Origin of the sequence: Herbaspirillum sp. AP02 (genome assembly GCF_015767275.1) — a bacterium.
Taxonomy (GTDB): Bacteria; Pseudomonadota; Gammaproteobacteria; order Burkholderiales; family Burkholderiaceae_D; genus Herbaspirillum.
In genome coordinates this window covers 552306-575215 of the sequence record NZ_JADWMY010000001.1, presented here as the reverse complement: position 1 = coordinate 575215, position 22910 = coordinate 552306, and the positions used below count along the sequence as shown (strand labels likewise).

Here is a 22910-nt window from a genome sequence, read left to right as displayed (position 1 = left end):
CCAGGACGATGCATACCGGTGCCGCCCCTCAGGCAATGCAGCCTGCCACGCACCAGGCCCGCTTTCATCAGCGCTGGCCGGAGTTGTGCGACCCGCACGTGCGGGCGTTGGCCTGGCTGTTGTACGCGCCGGACCTGCTGGCGGCCGATGCCGCCTGCTGGGAGGGGCGCATCGCCACCCTGGGCCCGGTGTCGCCCGCCGTGGCGGGCTGGCTGCACGATCTGCAATACGATCCTGCCCTCAACGCTGCGCTGCACGCAGAGATGGCCCGGCAACCGTCTGCACGCCTGGGCCGCTACGCCGAAAAGCTGCTCGGCTTCTACCTGCGCCAGCAGGACTGGCTGGTTGCGGCCAACTTGCAGGTACGCAATCAGGGGCCGACGCGCGAAACGCTGGGGGAGTTCGATTTCCTGGTGCGCTCGCCAGACGTCGAGGAGCAGGGCGGGGTCGTGCATTGGGAGTTTGCGACCAAGTTTTATCTCCTGCAGGCACGCGATGCCTGCCAGGCCGATGCCTTCGTCGGCCCCAATCTGGCCGACTCCCTGGGGCGCAAGATGCGCAAGATCATGCAGCAGCAACTGATGCTGTCGGCCCATCCGGCCGCCCAAGCGGTACTGCCGGCCTCGGTGATTGCGGCCCGCGCATTGGTGAAGGGCTGGCTGTTCTATCGGCACGACCAAGCCCTGGCGTTGCCGGCTGCAATGGGAATCGCGCCGGATCATTGTCGGGGTTTCTGGGGAGACATCCAGTTTTTGCAAGAGCGCGATGATGCGGCGGCCCGCTATGTGCTGCTGCCACGCCTGTCCTGGCTGGCACCGGCAAGACTGTCGCTGCCGGAGGGGTTGACGCTGGAACAGTTGTTGTTACGCCTGGAGACGCTGTTCCGGGCTGATCACAGCCCGGTCTTGGTCGCCCGCTGCCATCTGAGCGAAACGCCAGAGCCTGAATTGCTGGAAACGGCCCGCGGTTTCGTAGTTCCATCCGACTGGGAACAGCGTGCCGCGACGACCCTGCAGCACGCTATCGTTCAGGTCTGAATCGGCCGCAGTGCAGCTTCAGACTCAGTGGTGGGGATGCTTGTCCTCGCCGATCAAGGCCAGCGAATCGTGCTCGCGCTGATTGGCGGCATGACGGCGCATGATCAGGTACATGATGCTGGCCACGAAGGAGCCGAAGATGATGATGACCGTATTCACATCCAGGTTCATCCGCACCATGAAGGCATACAGCACCAGCATGGTCAGCACCGAGAGGTTTTCATTGAAGTTCTGGACGGCAATCGAATGGCCGGCGCTCATCAGCACGTGGCCACGGTGCTGCAGCAGGGCGTTCATCGGCACCACGAAGTAACCCGACAGCGCACCCACGATCACCAGCAGCGGATAGGCGACCCATACGGAGGTGGTCGTGGTCATCAGCATCACCACGATGCCCATGATGATGCCCAGCGGCATCACCGTCAGCGATTTCTTCAGCGGCACGAAACGGGCTGCGCCCATCGCGCCCAGAGCCACCCCGACGGCGACGATGCCCTGCAGGATGGCGGCCTTGTCGAGCGGCATGTGCAGCGACTTTTCGGCCCATTTCAGGACGATGAACTGAAGGGTCGCACCAGCACCCCAGAACAGCGTGGTGACTGCCAGGGAGATCTGGCCCAGCTTGTCCTTCCAGAGGGTGGTGAAGCACCCGGCGAAGTCGACGATGAGGCGGATGGGATTGCGTTCCTGGTGTTCGTAGCGGGCGCCGGTATCAGGAATGTAGAAGTTGAACAGCGCGGCGATGACGTAGATGCCGGAGATGATGCACAGTGCCGCTTCGGTGGGGGTGTCGATGGGAAGGTCGACCATCGGAAAATCGAAGCTGAGGATCACCGCCGAAATCTTGGGGTTGACCAGTGCACCACCCAGGACCGTACCCATGATGATGGAACCCACCGTCAGTCCTTCGATCCAGCCGTTGGCGGCAACCAGTTTCTCAGGCGGTAGCAATTCGGTGAGGATGCCGTACTTGGCCGGCGAGTAGGCCGCCGCGCCGAAACCCACTACCGCATAGGCCAGCAGCGGGTGGACGGTGAAGAACATGAGTGAACAGCCGACTATCTTGATCATGTTGGTGATCAACATGACCTTGCCCTTCGGGAAGGCGTCGGCGAAGGCGCCCACGAAGGCTGCCAGCAGCACGTAGGAAAGCACGAAGAACAGCTTCAGCAGCGGGGTCATCCACGCTGGCGAATGCATTTCGGCAAGTAGGGCGATGGCGGCGATCAGCAGCGCGTTATCGGCGAGCGACGAAAAGAACTGCGCCGCCATGATGGTATAGAAACCGCGATTCATCCCTGTCCAAGATGTATAACAAATGATGTCCGGCTAGCTTTATACCATGAAACCATGAGCTCTCCGTCATAAGTCAAACCAGAAAGATGTTCGTCCGGTAAAATGCCCGCTTGTTCCGCGCCAGGCAAAAACTTCCGGGCCAAGCGCGAGGGGCAGGCCCCTGGCGGCTTGTCATCTTGGCGCATGCGTTGCCTGTCATTTGCCCACCGTCACGACCTTATCCGACATCATGCCAAGACCGATCGTTGCCTCCATCAGCCTTTCCGCTCTTCAACACAATCTCGCCATCGCCCGCGCCCATGCGCCCGGGGCCAAGGTCTGGGGCGTCCTGAAAGCCAACGGCTATGGTCACGGACTGGAGCGTGCCATGCGCGGATTTGCCGCTGCCGATGGTCTGGCACTGGTGGAGCCCGACTATGCGGTGCGCCTGCGTGAGCTCGGCTGGACCAAGCCCATCTTGTTGCTGGAAGGTTTTTTCGATGCCGATGACCTGCCGGTGCTGGCACGCCATGACATCCAGTTCGCCGTCCATTGCGACGAGCAGATCGCCCTGCTGGAGGCCTTCTCCGGTGATGCGAACTGGCATGTCCACCTGAAGATGAACAGCGGCATGAACCGTCTGGGTTTTCAGCCTGAGGTCTATCGTGCCGCCTATGCACGCCTGCAACAGATTGCCAGCGTGCGCAGCATCACCATGATGACCCACTTCGCCAACGCCGACGATGCCGGCAACCCGGCGCTGCCGCTCAAAGAGCAGGTACGGCGCTTCCAGGCCACCACGGAAGGACTGGCCGGCGCCCGGAGTCTGTGCAATTCGGCGGCAGACCTGATGCACGGTGAGCTGGCCCATGACTGGATTCGCCCGGGCATCATGCTCTACGGCGGTACGCCGGGTGGCGGCACGGCGGCCGATTTCGGACTGCGCGCGGCCATGACCCTGGAAAGCCGGGTCATCGGCGTTCAGGAGGTCCAGCCCGGCGAGGCGGTCGGTTATGGCAGCCGCTTCGTGGCTGACAAGCCGATGAAGCTGGGCGTGGTGGCGTGCGGTTACGCCGACGGCTATCCGCGTCATGCGCCCACCGGCACCCCGGTACTGGTCGATGGCGTCAGGACGACCACGGTGGGTCGGGTGTCGATGGACATGCTGGAAGTCGACCTGACCGCCATCCCCGGTGCAGGTGTGGGCAGCCATGTCGAGCTGTGGGGGCAAGGCCTGCCCATCGATGAGGTGGCGTTTTCCGCCGGCACCATCGGCTACGAGTTGATGTGCGCGCTGGCCCCCCGGGTGGCAGTGCGCGAGGTCGAATAGGCCGGGACAGCTGCCCGGGACAATAAGCCAGGACAGCGGTCCCGGCGATGCGATAAGGAACAGCAAGGCGACGATGGCGAAGGTCAAGACCAATTACACCTGTACCGAATGCGGCGGGATCAGCAACAAATGGGCCGGCCAGTGCCCGGCCTGCGGGCAGTGGAACACCCTGGTCGAGACCCTGGTGGAGCCGGCCGGCGGCAACCGTTATTCATCGACGCCGCAAAGCCTGGCGCAGACCGCCCCCGTGCTCAGCCTGGCCGATATCGAGGCCATCGATGTGCCGCGTTTCGGCACCGGCATCGAGGAATTCGACCGGGTGCTGGGCGGCGGCCTGGTACCGGGCGGGGTGGCCCTGATCGGTGGCGATCCCGGCATCGGCAAGTCGACCCTGCTGCTGCAGGCACTGGCCAATATTTCCAAACTGAAGAAGGTGCTCTACGTCAGCGGCGAAGAATCCGGCGCGCAGATCGCCCTGCGCGCCAAGCGGCTGGCGGTGGATGCGCGCGAGCTGCAATTGCAGGCCGAGATCCAGCTGGAAAAGATCCTCGCCACCCTGGCCGAACACAAGCCGGAAGTGGCCGTGATCGACTCCATCCAGACCGTGTACTCCGATGCCCTGACTTCGGCACCGGGCTCGGTGGCGCAGGTGCGTGAATGCGCGGCGCAGTTGACGCGGGTCGCCAAGACCTCTGGCATCACCATCATCATGGTCGGTCACGTGACCAAGGAAGGCGCGCTGGCCGGGCCACGGGTGCTGGAACACATCGTGGACACGGTGCTGTATTTCGAGGGTGATACCCATTCCAGCTTCCGCCTGGTGCGCGCCTTCAAGAATCGCTTCGGCGCGGTCAACGAACTGGGTGTGTTCGCGATGACGGAAAAGGGCTTGAAGGGCGTGTCCAACCCGTCCGCCCTGTTCCTCTCGCAGCACGAAAACCAGGTGCCTGGCTCCTGCGTGATGGTGACACAGGAAGGTACACGTCCATTGTTGGTGGAGATCCAGGCCCTGGTCGATAGTTCGCATGTGCCCAACGCCCGCCGTCTCTCGGTGGGCCTGGAGCAGAACCGGCTGGCCATGTTGCTGGCTGTGCTGCATCGTCATGCGGGAGTTGCAGCGTTTGATCAGGATGTATTCATCAATGCCGTTGGTGGAGTGAAGATTACTGAGCCAGCGGCCGACTTGGCGGTGCTGCTGGCGATCAATTCATCGATGCGCAACAAACCCCTGCCACGGGGCCTGGTGGTCTTTGGCGAGGTGGGGCTGGCCGGCGAAATCCGCCCGGCGCCGCGTGGTCAGGAACGCTTGCGCGAGGCCGCCAAGCTGGGCTTTTCGATCGCCGTCATTCCCAAGGCCAACGCGCCCAAGCAGCCTATCGAGGGCTTGAAGGTGATTGCGGTGGAACGCATCGACGATGCCCTGCAGAAGGCACGCGAGATCGACGATCTGGCTGCCTGAGTCGCTTGCCCAGGCCGATAAGGCAGCGTTCAACGCGGAATATCGAAGGTCACGATGACCTGGTTGACCTCGCCCTTGACCGGTGCTTCGCCGTTGCGCGTGCTGCCGCGTACGCCGTAGTAGAGCTGGAACGGCAGGCTGGCATCGCGCCCGTTGAAGAAGTCGGTACTGCCGCTGTCGGCATGGCTGACGTCCCAGCACAGGCCCGCATCCTTCCAGCAGAGACGGGCTTCAAAACCGGCCGGCTTGCGTGCCACGGTGTAGCGCCAGCTGACCTTGCTGATGGTGGCGCCCGGCGGGATCTGACCGACCACCTTGAACTGCGTGAGATAGTCGGCATTGCGGGCGCGGATGTCCGGACCCGGTTCGTCCGAGGCGTAGGCGCCACTGGGGCCATTCTTTGGCGCACCTGTTGCCAGAGGTGAGGGTGCCGTCGGCGTGACCGGAGCGATGATGATGATGGGGCGCCTGTTCTCCGCGCTGCCCTGGGGCAGGCTCAGGGTGCGATCGGCATAGCTCTGGGCCGGTGCCAGGGCAGGGAGCAGGGCGGTACCGGCCAGCATCATGCAGGCCAGCCCTGCGCGCTCACGCATGGCGACGATGCCCCTTCAGCGGCAGCGTGATCTGCACCAGCAGGCCACCGCGGGTTTCTTCATGTCCCTTCAATGTCAGCTTGCCGTTGTGCTTGAGCACGATGCGGTTGACGATCGCCAGTCCCAGCCCGGAACCGTTGGCCTGCCCGCGTGCCGTGTCGAGCCGCGTGAACGGGCGCAGCAGGCGTTCGCATTCGCTTTCCGGCACGCCTGGGCCATGATCGAACACATCCACCACCACGTGATGCCCTTCGATGCGGCTGCGCAGATTGATCTCGGCGCAATCCGTGCCGGGCGTCTTGCCATAACGGCGAGCGTTTTCCACGAGGTTGCTGAATACCCGTGCCAGTTCGGTCCCATTGCCGGCGACTTCGGTGGCCGGGGTAATCTGCGTGGTGATCTTCACGTCGGAGAGCCGGCCGCAATTGCTGGCGACGTCTTCCAACAGGCTGGCCAGGTCGATGCTTTCCAGGTTGCTGGTATCGAAGGGTTTGGCATAGTCGAGGAACTGGCCAATGATGCCATCCATCTGTGCCAGGTCGGAATGCATGCCGTCGCGTGACTCGTCGGAGAGGTTGGCCATCTCCACTTCCAGTTGCATGCGTGCCAGCGGGGTACGCAGGTCATGCGAAATGCCGGCCAGGATCAGGGCGCGGTCGGACTCGATGCGATTGAGGTCGGCCACCATCTGGTTGAAGCTGCGGTTGGCTTCCTCGATCTCGGTCGGCCCGGACTCCGGCAGTGGCTCCGGTTGTCGCCCCTTGGCGATGGCGCGAGCCGCCGCCGTCAGACGCGCCAGGGGCTGGTTGATCAGGGTCGAGATAAAGACCGCGCCGATCAGCGACAGGAACAGCGCAATGGAGCCCCAGCCCAGCCATTGCAGGCTGGAGGTGCGGTCCAGGCGGCCGCGGTCGAGCATCAGCCAGTACTGGTCGTCATCGATGTTGAAGCTGATCCAGAAACCTTCGACGTCATTGACGCTGGAGGCGAAGGTAGTGTTCTCGTCCAGCGACTGGCGGACGTAATACTCCAGCTCGGGGACGATGGGCGAATCCTGAGGAGGGACGATGCGGTCGGTCTTTTCCAGCGGATAGATGCGGATCCCTTCATTGCTGGCCAGGTCGAACAGCAGTTCGCGCCGCATCTCCGGCGCCGAGTGAGTCAGCGCGGCACGCGTGATGGTCACCAGCGAGACGATCTGGGCGGCCAGCTGCTCCGCACGCGGGCCGCGCTCGACCATGCGGAAACTGGCCACCCAGGCCACCATGCTGGCGGTGATCAGGAAGGTCAGGAGGAAGAAGGTACGCCAGAACAGGCCGTTGCTGAACCATCCTGATTGGGGTCGGGCTTTCATCGGCAAACGGCCTGCAGGTCAGGGGTGAAGCGGGCGATCAGCGCGGTTTCCCTTCCGGGATGAAGACATAGCCCAAGCCCCACACGGTCTGGATGTACAGGGGATTGGCCGGATCCGGCTCGATCAGCTTGCGCAGGCGCGAAATCTGCACGTCCAGGCTGCGGTCGAACACTTCATATTCACGGCCGCGCGCCATTTCCATCAGCTTTTCACGGGAGAGCGGCTGGCGGGCGTTGCGGGCGAACACCTTCAGGACCGAGAATTCGCCGGTGGTGAGGGAAATCGTTTCGCCATTCTTTTTCAGGGTGCGGGTACCCAGGTCGAGGATGAAGTCACCGAACTCGAAGGTTTCCGGCGTCTCCGAGGGTGCGCCCGGCAACTCGTCCGGTCCCTTGCGGCGCAGCACCGCATTGATGCGGGCTACCAGTTCACGCGGGTTGAACGGCTTGGGCAGATAGTCATCCGCACCCATCTCCAGGCCGATGATGCGATCCACGTCCTCGCCCTTGGCAGTGAGCATGATGATCGGGGTCTGGTCGCCAGCACCACGCAGGCGGCGGCAGATCGCCAGGCCATCCTCGCCGGGCAGCATCAGGTCCAGCACCAGCAGGTCGTAGCGTTCACGGATCCAGAGCTTGTTCATGGCCTGGGCGTTTTCCGCCGTGACCACGTTGAAACCCTGCTCGGTCAGATAACGGCGCAGCAGGTCGCGCAGGCGGATATCGTCATCCACCACCAATATTTTGAATTGATTGGCGGATGTTGTCGTATTACTATTGTTGCCAGTAGTTGTATTCATGTTGCCTATGGTAGCGTCTTGGCGATTTTGAGCAAGTCAGGGCGGATGATCCATTACAAACTGTTACATACCTTACCTTAATCATCTTATACCATCGCGGCCTGCGGCCTAAACTGGAATCAAGCAAGAAAGCCATGTCGTCTTTGCTTTCCCTTTTGATTCTCTGTCCTCGGAAAATACGCTCATTATGAAGATTGCAGTCGTCAACAAGCTATGTCTGGCAGTGATGCTGGCACTCGGTGTGGGAGCGGCCGCATCGGCAGCCCCACCCCAGGGTGGCCGGCCGATGCCGGGGCAGCCGGGCGACTTCCGTCAGCACGCGGGTGACTTCAACCCCCAGGATCACCGCAACCAGATCGCCAGCGACCAGGATCAGCGCCGCAACGGCAAGCTCAGCGCCGATGAACGGCGTGAACTGCGGCGCCAGATCAACGAAGTCGGTCAGGACATCTACCGCGTCAAACGCTGACGCCGATCACTGATTCATGGATATCGTCGGTTGGGAAAAATTCCCGCGGCGACCCAGAAATGCAAAAAAGCCCGGATGCGCAACATTCGGGCTTTTTCACGTCCGCTGACCGCAGGGGGCTTCGATTTGGCGCTAGACCTGGTGCGCCTTGCCCAGTTTCTTTTCCAGCCGGTGCTGCAGGGCCTCGAAACACAGACTGAGCATCCAGTAGATGGCCGCTGCCGCCAGGTAGAGGGGCAAGGGGCGGAAGGTCACGGCGATCACTTCCTTGGTGGCCAGCATCAGTTCCGTGACGGTAATGACGGAAACCAGCGAAGTATCCTTGATCAGGCTGATCAGGGTGTTGCTCATCGACGGGACGGCGATGCGCACCGCCTGCGGCACGATGATGTGGCGCAATGTCTGGAAATAGGTCAGCCCCACGCTATAGGCGGCATTCCACTGCCCACGGGTGACGCTCAGGATGGCACCGCGCAGGCTTTCCGACAGGTAAGCCCCGGCGTTCAGGCTCAGGGTCAGGATACCCGCCGTCAGCGGCGAGAATTCGATGCCGATGCCCGGCAAGCCGTAATACACCACGAAGATCTGCACCAGCAAGGGCGTGCCACGCATCATGCTGACGTAGAGCGCGGCCGGCCAGTGGATCGGGCGCCAGGGGACGATGCGCGCCACGGCCAGCACGAAACCCAGCACCAGTCCGCCGATCATCGAAGCCAATGCGAAGAGCAGGGTGTAGCCCACGCCCTTGGCCAGGGTGGGGGCGGCTTGCTGTAGCAGTTCCAGGATTTCCATAGGCATTCGATATAAAAAATTATCCCCGCAATGCGGGGATAAGTCGGTCCGCCCGGTCAGCGCCGGGCGGCATGGAGCGCTGGTAGGCGCGCCTTATTGTGCTTTCGGCGGCTGGCTCACGTCAATGCCGAACCACTTCTCGGAAGCGGCCTTGAAGCTGCCATCCGCCTTGATGTCGGCCAGGGCCTTGTTCAGCGCGGCCTTGAATTCCGGGTTGCCCTTGCGGAAGGGGATGCCGATCTTGTCGACGGTACCGATGGGGCTGCCGGCCTTGAGCGGCAGGTTGGTCGACTTCAGGATGTAGCCGACCAGCAGGCTGTCGTTCAAGGCAGCGTCGATGCGACCGGCGGCCAGGTCAGCCAGGTATTCGGGCGAACCGGGATAGGTGCGCACGTCGATGCCTGCCACGGCCTTGGCCTTCTGTTCGAAGTTGGTGCCCTGGCCCAGGCCGAGCTTCTTGCCCTTCAGGTCGTCCAGGCTCTTGAATTCGCGCTTCTCATCCTTGCGCACGATCAACTGGGCGCTGGAGAGGGTGTAGGGATCGGAAAAGTCGAAGGCCTTCTGGCGTTCGTCGGTAATGCCGACCTGGTTGATGATGACGTCGTACTTGCCCGCGCCCAGCCCGGCCAGGATGCCGCTCCACTCGGTGGTGGTGAAGACGGGTTTCACGCCCAGCTTGGCCGCCAGCAGCTTGGCCACGTCGACTTCGAAACCGGTCAGCTCGCCCGTCTTGGCGTCCTTGAAATTGAACGGCGGGTAGTTGCCTTCCAGCGCCACCTTCAGGGTGCCGCTGCTTTTGACGGACTGCAGCAGGTCAGCCGCGGAAACGCTCAGGGAAGAGGCCAGCAGTGCCGCGCCGACGCCGGCCAGCAGCCATTGCTTGATGTTCTTGTTCATTAGTCGATTTCCTTTCGAAAACAATCGCCACGAAAATGCAGCCAGGTCGCCATGATGCCCTCGTTTTGCCGAACTGCAAGAGCTGGCTTAAGACTTTGATGTAGAAAGCTTATGCCGGCCCCGGTTCGCGTGGCGTCAGCCCTGTACTTGCTCCAGCGCTTCCTGCTGTTCCAGCCACTCGTTCTCCAGTTGTTCCAGCTCCTTGCTGCAATAGGCCTGGTCGGTGATGAGCGTCTTCAGTTCTTCCTTGTTGGCGGCGTCGTAGATATCGGGACTTCCCAGCCGCGCATCGATTTCACCCTTGCGCGTGTTGAGCTTGGCAATCTGTTCATCCAGCCGCTTGATGCGCGCCTCGATGGGCTTCTTCAGTGCCGACATCTTCTGGCGCTGTTCGGCTTCCAGTCGCTTCTGTTCCTTGCGGTCCACATTGCCGGCGGGCGAAGCGGCGTCCACCACCTGGCTGGCCGTGGGCAGAGGCGCAGCGGCGGCGTCATTGCGTGCAGCCAGCTTGGTCTTGAATAGCCAGTCCTTGTAGTCGTCCAGGTCGCCGTCGAAGTCTTGCAGCTTGCTCTCGGCCACGATCAGGAACTGGTCGGTGGTAGCGCGCAGCAGGTGACGATCGTGGGACACCAGGATCAGCGTGCCTTCGAACTGCGCCAGCGCCATGGTCAGCGCTTCGCGGGTCTCCAGGTCGAGGTGGTTGGTCGGTTCATCCAGCAGCAAGAGGTTGGGGCGCTGCCAGACGATCAGCGCTAGCGCCAGTCTCGCCTTTTCGCCGCCCGAGAAGGGCGCGATGGAGGAGGAAGCCATGGTGCCGTTGAAGTTGAAGCTGCCCAGGAAGTTGCGCAACTCCTGCTCGCGCACATCCGGCGCCAGTCGCGTCAGGTGCCACAGCGGCGATTCGTCATGGCGCAGCATCTCCACCTGGTGCTGGGCGAAGTAACCGATCACCAGCCCCTTGCCCAGGCGGGCCGTGCCCGACAGCGGATCGATCTCGCCTGCCACCGTCTTGATCAGCGTGGACTTGCCGGCGCCATTGACGCCCAACAGGCCGATGCGCTGGCCGTTCTGCAGCGAAAAGTCGATGCCATGCACGATGATCTTGTCTTCATCCGGCGCGCCGTTCTTGCCCTCGATGTGATAGCCGGCATTGACCTTTTCCATCACCAGCAGCGGGTTGGGTGCCGACAGCGGTTCGCGGAACTCGAAGGAGAATTCGGCCGCCGCGCGCAGCGGCGCCAGCTCCTCCATCTTGGAGAGCGCCTTCATGCGGCTCTGCGCCTGGCGTGCCTTGGTGGCCTTGGCCTTGAAGCGGTCGATGAAGGATTGCAGGTGGGCGCGCTGGCGCTGCTGCTTCTCGATCATGCCGGCCATCAGCTCCAGCTGGGCCGAGCGCTGGCGCTCGAAGGCGCTGTAGTTGCCTGAATAACGCTTCAGTTTCCGATCATCGATATGGACGATGACATTGACCACGCCATCCAGGAAATCGCGATCGTGGGAAATGATCAGCAGCGTGCCGGGATAGCGCTTCAACCAGTCTTCCAGCCAGATGATGGCATCCAGGTCCAGGTGGTTGGTCGGTTCGTCCAGCAGCAGGAGGTCGGACGGGCACATCAGCGCCTGCGCCAGGTTCAGGCGCATGCGCCAACCACCCGAGAAGCTGGCCACCGGGCGTGCCATCTGTTCCAGCGAAAAGCCCAGGCCCAGCAGCAACTGCTCGGCACGCGAGCGCACCGTATAGGCGTCGGCATCGGCCAGGGCGGTGTGCAGCTCGGCGATGTGGTTGCCGTCGTGCTGGTCATCGGGCTGCGCTTCGGCGCGGGCCAGTTCGGCTTCCAGCTGGCGCAGGTGGGCGTCGCCATCGATGGCGTATTCGATGGCCGGACGGTCCAGCGCCGGCGTTTCCTGCGCCACGTAGGCCATGCGCCAGCGTGCCGGGAAATCGATATTGCCCTGGTCGGCGTGCAGTTCGCCACGCAGCATGGCGAACAGGCTGGACTTGCCGGCGCCATTGGCGCCGATCAGGCCGATCTTGTCGCCCGGGTTGAGCGTCAGGTCGACATTCTCCAGCAGCGGCTTGACACCACGCTGGAGGGAGACTTGCTGGAAACGGATCATCGGTGATTCACAATCAGTGGAACGCGGTGGCGCAGAGCGGACTTAGGGGCTTAGCCCAGTTGCAGCTGTTCGGCCGTGACCAGGAAGACCATGTCGTCGCCGGCGCTGGTAGTCAGCCAGGTCAGTTCCAGTTCCGGGAAGGCAGCTTCGGCAAAGGCGCGTTCGTTGCCGATCTCGACTACCAGCACGCCGTCGGGCGTCAAGCGCTCGGCGGCGCCGGCCACGATCTTGCGCACCAGGTCCATGCCATCCTCGCCGCCGGCCAGGGCCAGTTGCGGCTCGCGCAGGTATTCCTGCGGCAGCTTGGCCATGGAACCGGAGTTCACGTAGGGCGGGTTGCTGATGATCAGGTCGTACTTGCGCGCCGGCAGCCGGGTGTAGAGATCGGACTCGACCAGGGTGATGCGGTCCTGCAGCTGGTACTCGTCCACGTTCTTGCGCGCCACGGCCAGCGCATCGGCGGAGATATCGACGGCATCAATCTGCGCGTGGGGGAAGGCATCGGCCAGCAGGATGGGCAGGCAGCCAGAGCCGGTACACAGGTCCAGCGCATTCTCGATGGCTTCCGGGTCCTGTATCCACGGCGAGAAGTGCTGCGGAATCAGTTCGGCAATGAAGGAGCGTGGCACGATGACGCGCTCATCGACGTAGAAGCGATAGGCGCCCAGCCAGGCTTCGTTGGTGATGTAGGCGGCCGGCACGCGGTCCTTGCTACGGCGTTCGATCACACGCATGAGCGAAGCGATTTCCTCGGGCAAGAGGCGCGCATCTAGGAAGGGATCAAGCTGGTCCAGCGGCAGCTTCAGCGTATGCAGGATCAGGTAGGCCGCCTCATCCAGCGCATTGCTGCTGCCGTGGCCGAAGAACAGTTGCTCGGTGTTGAAACGGGTCACGGCGTAGCGCAGCAGGTCGCGCACGGTGGCGAAATTGTTGGGGGTCATGATGTTCTCTTCAATGCCCGGCACTCAGGCCAGCAGGTTTTCCAGCGTCTTGCGGTAGATGTTCTTCAGGGGATCGATGTAGCGCACCTCGATGTGCTCGTCGATCTTGTGGATGCTGTCGTTGGGCGGGCCGAACTCGATCACCTGCGGGCAGATCTGGGCGATGAAGCGGCCGTCCGAGGTGCCGCCGGTGGTCGACAGTTCGGTCTCCAGGCCGGTCTCGTCCTTGATCGCCTTGGCCAGCGCGTCCGACAGGTCGCCGCGCGGGGTCAGGAAGGGCAGGCCGCCGACCGTCCACTTCAGGTCGTATTCCAGGCCATGCTTGTCCAGGATGGCATGCACGCGCTGCTGCAGGCCCTCTACGGTGCTGGCGGTGGAGAAACGGAAATTGAAGTCGATCACCACTTCGCCCGGGATCACATTGGAGGCGCCGGTGCCGCCATGGATATTGGAGACCTGCCAAGACGTCGGCAGGTAGTATTCGTTGCCCGCATCCCATTGCTCGGCGACCAGCTCGGCCAGGGCCGGTGCGGCCTGGTGGATGGGGTTGCGCGCCAGTTGCGGATAGGCGATGTGGCCCTGGATGCCCTTGACGGTCAGCTTGCCCGACATGGTGCCGCGGCGGCCGTTCTTGATCATGTCACCCAGGGTCTTGGCCGAGGTCGGCTCGCCCACGATGCAGTAGTCGAGTTGCTCGCCGCGTGCCTTCAGGGCATTGCAGACCACCACGGTGCCATCGATGGCCGGGCCCTCTTCATCGCTGGTGATGAGGAAGCCGATCGAGCCCTGGTGATCCGGGTGCGCCGCGGTGAATTCCTCGCAGGCCACCACCATGGCGGCGATCGAGGTCTTCATGTCGGAGGCGCCACGGCCATACAGGCGGCCATCGCGCAAGGTCGGCTGGAAGGGGTGGGACTGCCACTTCTCCAGCGGGCCGGTGGGCACCACGTCGGTGTGGCCGGCGAAGACCACCAGCGGCTGGGCCGTTCCCTTGCGCGCCCACAGGTTGGTGACGTCGCCGGACTGGATGGTCTCGCAGGCGAAGCCCAGGGGCGCGAGCAATTCCGCCAGCCGTGCCTGGCAGCCTTTGTCTTCGGGGGTGACGGAAGAAAGGGACATCAATTCCTGGGTCAGGGCCAGCGTCTTGCTCATGATCATTTCTCGAAAATGTGTTGATACTGATCGGCCTTGAAGCCGACGTGATACTGCTTGCCATCGAAGAGCACCGGGCGCTTCACCACCGAGGGGTTTTCCACCATCAGCGCGACCGCGGCAGCGTCATCGGTGATGGCGGCCTTGCGTTCGTCCGACAGGGCACGCCAGGTGGTTCCCTTGCGATTGACCAGCACGTCGCGCTCCACGTCCTTCAACCAGGCTTGCACCTGGGCGGCGTCCAGGCCGGCCTTCTTGAAATCGTGGAAGTGGAAGGCGATCCCTTGCTCGTCCAGCCACACGCGGGCCTTCTTGACAGTGTCGCAGTTGGGGATGCCGTAGAGGGTGATCTTGTCGCTCATGCTTATTCTCGCGCTTGTTCTCGCCATCGAGGTCACTAGAACACGACGCCGCGCCGGTGTACGAGACGACCGGCGCGGCGCGTGGTGATGCAGGACTTCAATGAAGCCGCAGGGCGGGCTTACTCGCCGCGCAGCAGTTCGTTGATGGAAGTCTTGGAACGGGTCTGGGCATCGACCTTCTTGACGATGATCGCGGCGTACAGGCTGTACTTGCCATCCTTGGAGGGCAGGTTGCCCGGCACCACCACGGAACCGGCCGGCACGCGGCCGTAATGCACTTCACCGGTTTCACGATCGTAGATCTTGGTGGACTGGCCGATGTACACGCCCATGGACAGCACCGAGTTCTCTTCGATGATGACGCCTTCGACCACTTCCGAACGGGCACCGATGAAGCAATTGTCTTCAATGATGACCGGGCCGGCCTGCACCGGCTCCAGCACGCCGCCGATACCGACGCCGCCGGACAGGTGAACGTTCTTGCCGATCTGGGCGGCCGAGCCGACGGTGGCCCAGGTGTCGACCATCGTGCCTTCATCGACGTAGGCGCCGATGTTCACATAGGAGGGCATCAGCACCACGTTGCGGCCGATGAAGGAGCCGTGACGGGCCACTGCCGGCGGCACCACGCGGAAGCCACCCTTGGCGAAATCTTCGGCGGTGTAGTTGGCGAACTTGGTGGGCACCTTGTCGTAGAACTGCGGGTAGCCGGTACCGGCCGACATCGGCACGTTGTCTTCCAGGCGGAAGGACAGCAGGATGGCCTTCTTCACCCATTGGTTGACTTCCCACTGGCCGACGCCTTGACGGTTGGCGACGCGCAGGGTGCCATCGTTCAGGCCTGCGATCACTTCGGCCACCGCATTGCGGATGTCGGCCGGGGCGCTCTTGGGGGACAGGCTGGCGCGGTCTTCCCACGCCTGATCGATGATTTGCTGAATGGACTGTGTCATGTTGATATCTATGAACGGTTGGGTGAAAGGGTAAATGGTCTGGCTTGCGACCGGCTTCAGGCCTGGCCTGCCAGTTTCTTGGTAAAGGCGACGATGCGTTGCGCCGCCTCCAGGCATTCTTCGACTTCGGCCACCAGGGCCATGCGGATGCGACCGGCGCCCGGATTGACGCCATGTGCCTCGCGCGCCAGATAGCTGCCCGGCAGAACGGTGACATTATATTCGGCGTACAGGCGGCGGGCGAATTCGGTGTCACTGATGGTGACCAGCTTGTCGACCTTTGCCCAGAGGTAGAAGGCCGCGTCCGGCAGCGCGACGTCCAGCACTTCCTGCAAGAGCGGGGTGACCTGCGAGAACTTGGTGACGTACTTGGCGATGTTGTCCTGGACGTGGGTCTCGTCCTTCCAGGCCTCGACCGAGGCGGCCTGGATCACCGGGCTCATGGCGCCGCCATGATAGGTGCGGTAGAGCAGGAATTTCTTCAGGATCGCAGCGTCGCCGGCCACGAAGCCCGAACGCATGCCCGGCACGTTGGAGCGCTTGGAGAGGCTGGAGAAGGCGATCAGGTTGCGGTAGTTCCGACCCAGCTTGCGGGCGGCTTCCAGGCCACCCAGCGGCGGCTCCTGCTGGAAGTAGATCTCCGAATAGCACTCGTCGGAGGCGATCACGAAGCCATAACGATCCGACAGGGCAAACAGCTCCTTCCAGTCTTCCAGCGTCAGCACCGCGCCGGTGGGGTTGCCTGGCGAGCAGACGAACAGCAGCTGCACGCGCTCCCACACCTCTTGCGGCACCTGGCTGAAGTCCGGCGCAAAGTTGCGTGCCGCATCGGAATTGACGAAATAGGGCTGGGCGCCAGCCAGGTAGGCCGAGCCTTCGTAGATCTGGTAGAACGGGTTGGGACACATCACCAGCGCGCCCGGCTTGGTGGGGTCGATCACGGTCTGCGTGAGCGAGAACAGCGCCTCGCGCGAACCATTGACGGGCAGGATTTCGGTGGCCGGATCAGGGCGCGGGATGCCATAGCGGTTTTGCAGCCAGTCGGCGATCGCCCCGCGCAGGGCATCGCTGCCCAGCGTGGCCGGATAGGAGGCCAGGCCGGCGAGATTGCCGGTCAGCGCCCGCTTGATGAATTCAGGCGTCGGATGTTTGGGCTCGCCGATGCCCAGGCTGATCGGACGATAGGCCGGGTCGGGCGTGATGTCGGCGAAGAGCTTCTTGAGCTTTTCGAAAGGATAGGGCTGCAGTTGGTCGAGTAGGGGATTCACGTCGCTGGACTGGAGTAAAGCTGCCCGGGCCGGCGCCTGGCTGGATCATCAGCGAGATCATCAGGCAGGAAGGGCGGCCTCGGCAAAGGGCTGGGAAAGCTTGCGATTATACCGTCATTGCTGCACCGATGGTCGGCTGCGGAATTGATGCGATGACATGTTTCGGATGCAAGATGTCGGTTTGCGGGCAAGTAGCGTTGGCAGGTGTTCAGTCCATGCTTTCATGATGTTGTGAAATGTGCAATCCGGAAAATCGGGGCCAGGTAAGCGGTGTATTCAGTGGATTGTCAGCAAGCTTTCGGGGGTATTGTGGGCGCTCGCCAAAACTGGCCGGCTCACAAGGCTGGTACTGAACCCCGGAGAACAAGAATGAAAAGCCTAAAGGCGCAGCTTCTGTCTGCGCTCGTCGTGATGTGGGTAGGTCTGCTGCTGCTGGCCGCCTGGTCCGCCTTCAGCGCCCGTGAAAACATGATGGACGAACGCAAGGATGGCTTGCGCCGCGTGGTCGAGGCCGCCAATGGCGTGGTCAACAGCTACGTGGCCGATGTCGCCGCCGGCAAGATTTCCAAGGAGGAGGCGCAGAAGAACGCGCTGGAGCGCATCGCTGCCATGCGCTATGACGGCGACAACTACCTGTTCATCTTCGATTCCCGTCCGGTGGTGCTGATGTTGCCCTCCAACAAATCCATGATCGGCAAGAACGTGGCCGACCGCAAGGATTCGGAAGGCAAGGCCTACTACGTCGAGATGATGAAGGTCGGACAGGAAAAACAGCAGGGCTTTGTCCAGTACATGGGCCGCCTGCCTGGTACCGACGACAGTAACCGTACTCCCAAGATGAGCTACGTGGTGCACAACAAGACCTGGGACTGGTTCATCGTCACCGGGGTCTTCCTCAGCGATGTGCAGGCACAGTTCCAGTCGGACCTGCTGCGCTTGCTGGGCATCCTGCTGGTGGTGGGCGTGGTGGTGTCGGTGATGATGCTGGCCATCATTCGCCGCATCACCGGCAGCCTCGGTGGCGAGCCGGCCTATGCGGTGGCCATCGCCACCCGCATCGCCAATGGCGACCTGACCGTGAAAGTCGATACCCGGGCCGGTGACAAGCGTAGCCTGCTCTATGAGATGGCCACCATGCGCGAACGCCTGGCGGGGGTGATCAAGGGCATCCGCCAGGGCACTGACGCCATCGATGTCGGAGCGCACGAGATTGCGGCCGGCAACCTGGATCTGTCCTCGCGTACCGAAGAACAGGCCGGCTCACTGGCGATGACTGCCTCGAACATGGATTCGCTGACCGCCACCGTGAAGCAGAATGCCGATAACGCCCGCCAGGCCGGTCAACTGGCCAACAACGCTTCGGAAATCGCCAAGCGCGGTGGCGAGGTGGTGGGGCAGGTGGTGCAGACCATGGAGGGCATTACTGAAAGTTCGCGCAAGATTTCGGACATCATCGGTGTCATCGACGGCATTGCCTTCCAGACCAACATCCTGGCGCTGAACGCCGCCGTCGAGGCGGCCCGTGCCGGTGAGCAGGGGCGGGGCTTTGCGGTGGTGGCCTCGGAGGTGCGTTCGCTGGCCCAGCGCAGTGCCCAGGCCGCCAAGGAGATCAAGGCCCTGATCGAGGATTCTGTGCAGCGGGTGGGCAGTGGCTCCGACCAGGTGGCCCGCGCCGGTGAAACCATGGGCGAGGTGGTCTCGGCAGTGCATCGCCTGACCGATATCGTCAGCGAGATCTCGGCGGCCTCCGAAGAGCAGCGCCGTGGCATCGAACAGGTCAACCTGGCCATCGGCGAGATGGATCAGGTGACCCAGCAGAACGCGGCACTGGTCGAGGAAGCCGCCGCCGCAGCCGGCTCACTGGAAGAGCAGGCAAGGCGCCTGAAGGCGGCCGTGTCCACCTTCCAGGTCGAAGGCGAGGATGCCGCCATGGAGGCGGTCGTGCGCCCGGCGCCGGCGATGGCGGCCAAGCCGACACCAGCGCCGGCCTTCAAGGCTGCCCCGAAGCCGGCCCCCAAGGTGGCGTCGGCGGCACCCGGCAAGGCGGCCGCGCTGGCAATACCGGCGGCCAAGCCGGCTGCTCCGGGGAAGAAGCCGGTGGCCGCTGGCGACGACGGGGACTGGGAAACCTTCTGATCCCTCGCTGCTGCCGAATGGAGCTCATGACGCTGTGCCGATGCAAGTCGGCGCAGCGTTTTTCATTGGGTCGGGAGCAGGGCGGAAACAGGGGCTGCCAGGGGGCGGGCAGGGCCGTTTTTGGCCGTGGCGGGGGCTTGCGATGTTATGATACCGGCCTTCCCGGAAGCAAAATTCCCGCTTTCCCTCAATTGTTTTAATTTGTCGATAACGTGCGCCTAACTTCCATTAAATTATCTGGATTCAAGTCCTTCGTCGAGCCTACGCATTTCCAGGTTCCGGGGCAGCTGGTAGGCGTGGTCGGACCCAATGGCTGCGGCAAATCCAACATCATCGATGCCGTGCGCTGGGTGCTGGGCGAATCCAAGGCCTCGGAGCTGCGTGGCGAATCGATGCAGGACGTCATCTTCAACGGCTCCACCCACCGCAAGCCGGCCGGGCGCGCCTCGGTCGAACTGGTGTTCGATAACTCCGCCGGCAAGGCTGCCGGACAGTGGGGGCAATACGCCGAAATCGCCGTCAAGCGCACGCTGACCCGCGACGGCACGTCCTCGTACTACATCAACAACCAGTCGGTGCGCCGCCGCGACATCCAGGACATCTTCCTCGGCACCGGCCTGGGCCCGCGCGCCTACGCCATCATCGGCCAGGGCATGATCTCGCGCATCATCGAAGCCCGTCCCGAAGAGCTGCGCATCTTCCTGGAAGAGGCTGCCGGCGTCTCCAAGTACAAGGAGCGCCGCCGCGAGACCGAGAACCGCCTGCACGACACCACCGAAAACCTGACCCGCCTGGAAGACATCCTGCGCGAGCTCAACGCCAACCTGGAAAAGCTGGAAGCCCAGGCCGCCGTGGCCAAGAAATTCCATGAGCTGCAGAACGACCAGGAAGAAAAGCAGAAGCTGCTCTGGCTGCTGCGCAAGAACGAAGCCAAGGCCGAGCAGGAAAAATTCTTCAAGGAAATCGAACGCGCCCAGATCGACCTGGAAGAGCAGACCGCCAAGCTGCGCCACGCCGAGACCGAGCTGGAGCACATGCGCCAGGCCCACTATGGCGCCGGCGACCGCCTGCACCAGGCGCAGGGCCACCTGTACCAGACCAATTCCGAGATCGGCAGCCTGGAAGCGCAGATCAAGTTCGTCATCGAATCGCGCAATCGCCTGCAGGCACAACTCAATTCGCTGGGCGCGCAGCGCGACCAGTGGCAGCGCCAGGGCACGCAGCAGCAGGAAGAACTGGCCGAGGCCGAAATCCAGCTGGAAGAATTCGGCATGCGCGTGGAGCAGGCCCAGCACGCCGTGCAGGACACCAGCGATCGCCTGCCTTCGCTGGAAGCGGCCTGGCGCGAGTCGCAACTGAAGACCACTGAATCGCGCGGCAAGATCATGCAGGTGCAGCAGCAGATCGAGCTGCAATCGACGCACCAGCGCAATGCCTCCAACATCCTCTCCGGCCTGGCGGCCCGCCGTGAGCGACTGATGCAGGAAAAGAACGGCATGGCCATGCCCGATGAGACGCATCTGTCCAACCTGCGCATGCAGCTGGAAGAAAAGCAGGCCTCGCTGGAAGAAGCCAGCATGGTTCTGGACGAGGCGCAGGAACAGTTGCCGCGCCTGGAAGAAGAGCGTCGCACGGCCCAGGAGCTGGTGAGCAAGGAAACCTCGGCCCATGCCCAGCTGGATGCGCGCCTGACGGCCTTGAAGCAATTGCAGGAAAGCGTGCAGGCGCAGGGCAAGGTCCAGCCCTGGCTGGAAAAGCACGGCCTGGCAGAACTGCCGCGCCTGTGGCAGAAGCTGCACATCGAATCCGGCTGGGAAACCGCGCTGGAAGCGGTACTGCGCGAGCGCATGTCGGCCCTGGAAATGTCCAACCTGGACTGGGCCAAGGCCTTCTTCAGCGATGCTCCACCGGCCAAGCTGGCGCTGTATGCGCCCAATGCCGGCCTTGCCCAGTCGGAAGCGCAGCCGGTGGCCGGCCTTAAACCCTTCGTGGGCTTGCTGCAGCTGAACGATCCGGGCCTGCGCGCCCTGATGAACGACTGGCTCAACCACATCTACATCGCCGACGACACCGCCAGCGCCTTCGCCGAACGCTCCAAATTGCCGCTGGGCGGCCTCTTCGTGACCCGCCAGGGCCATGTGGTGAGCAATTCCAGCGTGCGCTTCTACGCCTCCGATTCGGAGCAGGATGGCATGCTGGCGCGCCAGCAGGAAATCGAGAACATCACCAAGCAGCAGCGCGCCCAGTCCATGCTGGCCGAGGAAGCCAAGGGCCGTGCCGTACGCGCCGAGGCAGCCTTGACGGGCGCGTCGCAGCGCCTGCAGGAACTGCGCCTGCGGGTCAATGCGCTGACCCAGTCGGCGCACAGCCTGCAGATCGAGGTGATGAAGCTGGGCGAGGTGCAGGAACGCTTCAACCAGCGCAGCACCCAGATCGCCACCGACCTGGAAGAAATCGGCATGCAGGAAGCCGAACAGCAGCAGGTCCAGGCCGAATCCGAGGCGCGCTTCGAGGAACTCGATATCGAACTGGCCGAGCTGCAGGAACAGCACGAAAACGGCCAGACCGATTACCTCAACAAGGAGCAGCAGCTCAACGACGCCCGCACCCGCCTGCGTGAGCTGGAGCGCTCTGCACAGGAAACCGAATTTGCCGAAAAGTCGCATCGCAACAAGATCGAGGAATTGAAGCGTGGCATCGCCACCGCCCTGGAACAGGCGGCGCAACTGTTTGCCAGCATGCAACAAGGCTCGCTGGAACTGGAAAGCCTGGACGACCAGGCGGCCCAGGCCGGCCTGCAGGAACTGCTGGACCGTCGCAGCACACAGGAACGCGCACTGGCCGATGCCCGTCACGAACTGGACCAGCTGTCGCAGCAACTGCGCTCGCATGAAGAAAGCCGCATGCAGGCCGAACGCAGCCTGCAGCCGCAGCGCGACCGCATCACGGAATTGCAGCTGAAGGAACAGGCAGCGCGCCTGAATCAGGAGCAGTTCTCCGAAGCCCTGGCCCAGACCCAGGCCGACGAGGCCGCGCTGTCCGAGAAGCTCACCAGCGACATGCGCCCGTCCTACCTGCAAGGCGAAGTGACCCGCCTGACCAACGCCATCGCGGCACTGGGCGCGGTCAACCTGGCCGCACTGGATGAACTGGCCACGGCCTCGGAGCGCAAGCACTTCCTGGATGCGCAGCATGCCGACCTGAACGAAGCCATCACTACGCTGCAGGATGCGATCCACAAGATCGACATGGAAACCCGCGACCTGCTGCAGGACACCTTCGACAAGGTCAACCACCACTTCTCGGAGCTGTTCCCGGTGCTCTTCGGCGGTGGCCAGGCCAAGCTCATCATGACTGGCGACGAGATCCTGGATTCCGGCGTGCAGGTCATGGCGCAGCCGCCGGGCAAGAAGAACGCCACCATCCACCTGCTCTCGGGTGGCGAGAAGGCGCTGACGGCAACCGCCCTGGTGTTCTCCATGTTCCAGCTGAACCCGGCGCCGTTCTGCTTGCTCGACGAGGTGGATGCGCCGCTGGACGATGCCAACACCGAACGTTTCGCCAACATGGTCAAGCGCATGTCGGAACACACCCAGTTCCTGTTCATCTCCCACAACAAGATCGCCATGGAAATGGCGCAGCAACTGATCGGGGTGACCATGCAGGAGCAGGGCGTGTCGCGCATCGTGGCAGTGGACATGGAGTCGGCCGCCAACTTTTCCAGCGCCGAGCAGGCCGCCTGATGCCGGATGCCTTTTGCTGGCTGCGCCAGGGCCTTTGTCGGCTTGACAAGCAGGGGGCGCGACCGTACCCTGAAAAACTTGTCGACCGGCCCGGTTCGGGCGTCTGCCCAGCCGGTGTCGGGTCGGAGCTGCTTTTGCAGCAGCATTCGCAGTAGCTTCGATTCTCGGCCCCCACGGGCCATGGAAAAATAACAATATCTTGACCGCGATCTTGCCGTACTCCTTTCGTCCG

18 protein-coding genes are annotated in these 22910 nt (G+C 63.0%); 6 read left to right on the top strand and 12 right to left on the bottom strand.

What is annotated here, in order from left to right; translation table 11 throughout:
- Positions 1-8: 8 nt before the first annotated feature.
- Positions 9-1037, top strand: a complete 1029-nt coding sequence (locus tag I5R65_RS02485; protein WP_180668652.1) for a DUF1853 family protein — start codon at positions 9-11, stop codon at positions 1035-1037.
- Between the two features lie 24 nt (positions 1038-1061).
- Here the strand turns inward: I5R65_RS02485 and lplT are convergent, their stop codons facing one another.
- The gene (gene lplT / locus I5R65_RS02480; protein WP_180668651.1) at positions 1062-2333 is read right to left on the bottom strand and encodes a lysophospholipid transporter LplT; all 1272 of its coding nucleotides are present in this window, start codon (positions 2331-2333) and stop codon (positions 1062-1064) included.
- A 229-nt stretch (positions 2334-2562) separates the two neighbouring features.
- Here lplT and alr point away from each other — a divergent pair, with 229 nt between their 5' ends.
- Positions 2563-3642 (top strand): alanine racemase, encoded by a 1080-nt coding sequence (alr, locus tag I5R65_RS02475; RefSeq protein ID WP_180668650.1) that lies wholly within the window; start codon positions 2563-2565, stop codon positions 3640-3642.
- 73 nt (positions 3643-3715) lie between these two features.
- Complete coding sequence (gene radA / locus I5R65_RS02470) at positions 3716-5101, top strand: DNA repair protein RadA (RefSeq protein WP_180668649.1); 1386 nt, start codon at positions 3716-3718, stop codon at positions 5099-5101.
- Between the two features lie 29 nt (positions 5102-5130).
- Here radA and I5R65_RS02465 read toward each other — a convergent pair whose 3' ends face one another.
- The 3 genes from I5R65_RS02465 to ompR are packed head-to-tail and all read right to left on the bottom strand — an operon-like array spanning position 5131 to position 7847.
- Positions 5131-5694 carry a flagellar protein FlhE gene (locus tag I5R65_RS02465; protein WP_180668648.1) on the bottom strand — a complete coding sequence of 188 codons (564 nt, stop codon included), beginning with the start codon at positions 5692-5694 and terminating at the stop codon, positions 5131-5133.
- A complete protein-coding gene (locus I5R65_RS02460; RefSeq protein WP_180668647.1) occupies positions 5687-7048 on the bottom strand; it encodes a sensor histidine kinase in 1362 nt (453 codons plus the stop codon). Before I5R65_RS02460 ends, I5R65_RS02465 begins: the two co-directional genes overlap by 8 nt.
- A 37-nt stretch (positions 7049-7085) precedes the next feature.
- Positions 7086-7847, bottom strand: coding sequence for a two-component system response regulator OmpR (gene ompR / locus I5R65_RS02455; protein WP_180668646.1), 762 nt, complete (start codon positions 7845-7847; stop codon positions 7086-7088).
- 187 nt (positions 7848-8034) lie between these two features.
- On the opposite strand from ompR, the gene I5R65_RS02450 reads away from it, so the two are divergent.
- Positions 8035-8316: a hypothetical protein gene (locus I5R65_RS02450; protein WP_006462564.1), complete on the top strand. Its 282-nt coding sequence runs from the start codon at positions 8035-8037 to the stop codon at positions 8314-8316.
- Between the two features lie 132 nt (positions 8317-8448).
- Here the strand turns inward: I5R65_RS02450 and I5R65_RS02445 are convergent, their stop codons facing one another.
- The 8 genes from I5R65_RS02445 to dapC form a co-directional block, all read right to left on the bottom strand.
- A complete protein-coding gene (locus I5R65_RS02445; protein ID WP_180668645.1) occupies positions 8449-9108 on the bottom strand; it encodes an amino acid ABC transporter permease in 660 nt (219 codons plus the stop codon).
- A 93-nt stretch (positions 9109-9201) separates the two neighbouring features.
- Positions 9202-10005 (bottom strand): cystine ABC transporter substrate-binding protein, encoded by an 804-nt coding sequence (locus I5R65_RS02440; RefSeq protein ID WP_180668644.1) that lies wholly within the window; start codon positions 10003-10005, stop codon positions 9202-9204.
- 135 nt (positions 10006-10140) lie between these two features.
- Positions 10141-12123 carry an ATP-binding cassette domain-containing protein gene (locus I5R65_RS02435; protein ID WP_180668643.1) on the bottom strand — a complete coding sequence of 661 codons (1983 nt, stop codon included), beginning with the start codon at positions 12121-12123 and terminating at the stop codon, positions 10141-10143.
- A gap of 50 nt (positions 12124-12173) precedes the next feature.
- A complete protein-coding gene (gene prmB / locus I5R65_RS02430) occupies positions 12174-13064 on the bottom strand; it encodes a 50S ribosomal protein L3 N(5)-glutamine methyltransferase (RefSeq protein WP_180668642.1) in 891 nt (296 codons plus the stop codon).
- A gap of 24 nt (positions 13065-13088) precedes the next feature.
- The gene (gene dapE / locus I5R65_RS02425; RefSeq protein ID WP_180668641.1) at positions 13089-14216 is read right to left on the bottom strand and encodes a succinyl-diaminopimelate desuccinylase; all 1128 of its coding nucleotides are present in this window, start codon (positions 14214-14216) and stop codon (positions 13089-13091) included.
- 2 nt (positions 14217-14218) lie between these two features.
- Positions 14219-14578: an ArsC family reductase gene (locus I5R65_RS02420; protein ID WP_180668640.1), complete on the bottom strand. Its 360-nt coding sequence runs from the start codon at positions 14576-14578 to the stop codon at positions 14219-14221.
- A 119-nt stretch (positions 14579-14697) separates the two neighbouring features.
- Positions 14698-15531 carry a 2,3,4,5-tetrahydropyridine-2,6-dicarboxylate N-succinyltransferase gene (dapD, locus tag I5R65_RS02415; RefSeq protein ID WP_006462557.1) on the bottom strand — a complete coding sequence of 278 codons (834 nt, stop codon included), beginning with the start codon at positions 15529-15531 and terminating at the stop codon, positions 14698-14700.
- Between the two features lie 56 nt (positions 15532-15587).
- Complete coding sequence (dapC, locus tag I5R65_RS02410; protein WP_180668639.1) at positions 15588-16799, bottom strand: succinyldiaminopimelate transaminase; 1212 nt, start codon at positions 16797-16799, stop codon at positions 15588-15590.
- A gap of 369 nt (positions 16800-17168) precedes the next feature.
- Between dapC and I5R65_RS02405 the strand changes: the two genes are divergently transcribed.
- Together I5R65_RS02405 and smc are read left to right on the top strand one after the other, a co-directional pair.
- Entirely contained in the window at positions 17169-18935 is a 1767-nt protein-coding gene (locus I5R65_RS02405; RefSeq protein WP_180668638.1) for a methyl-accepting chemotaxis protein, read from the top strand.
- A gap of 212 nt (positions 18936-19147) precedes the next feature.
- Positions 19148-22678 carry a chromosome segregation protein SMC gene (gene smc, locus I5R65_RS02400; RefSeq protein ID WP_196872122.1) on the top strand — a complete coding sequence of 1177 codons (3531 nt, stop codon included), beginning with the start codon at positions 19148-19150 and terminating at the stop codon, positions 22676-22678.
- The last annotated feature ends 232 nt before the right edge of the window (positions 22679-22910 follow it).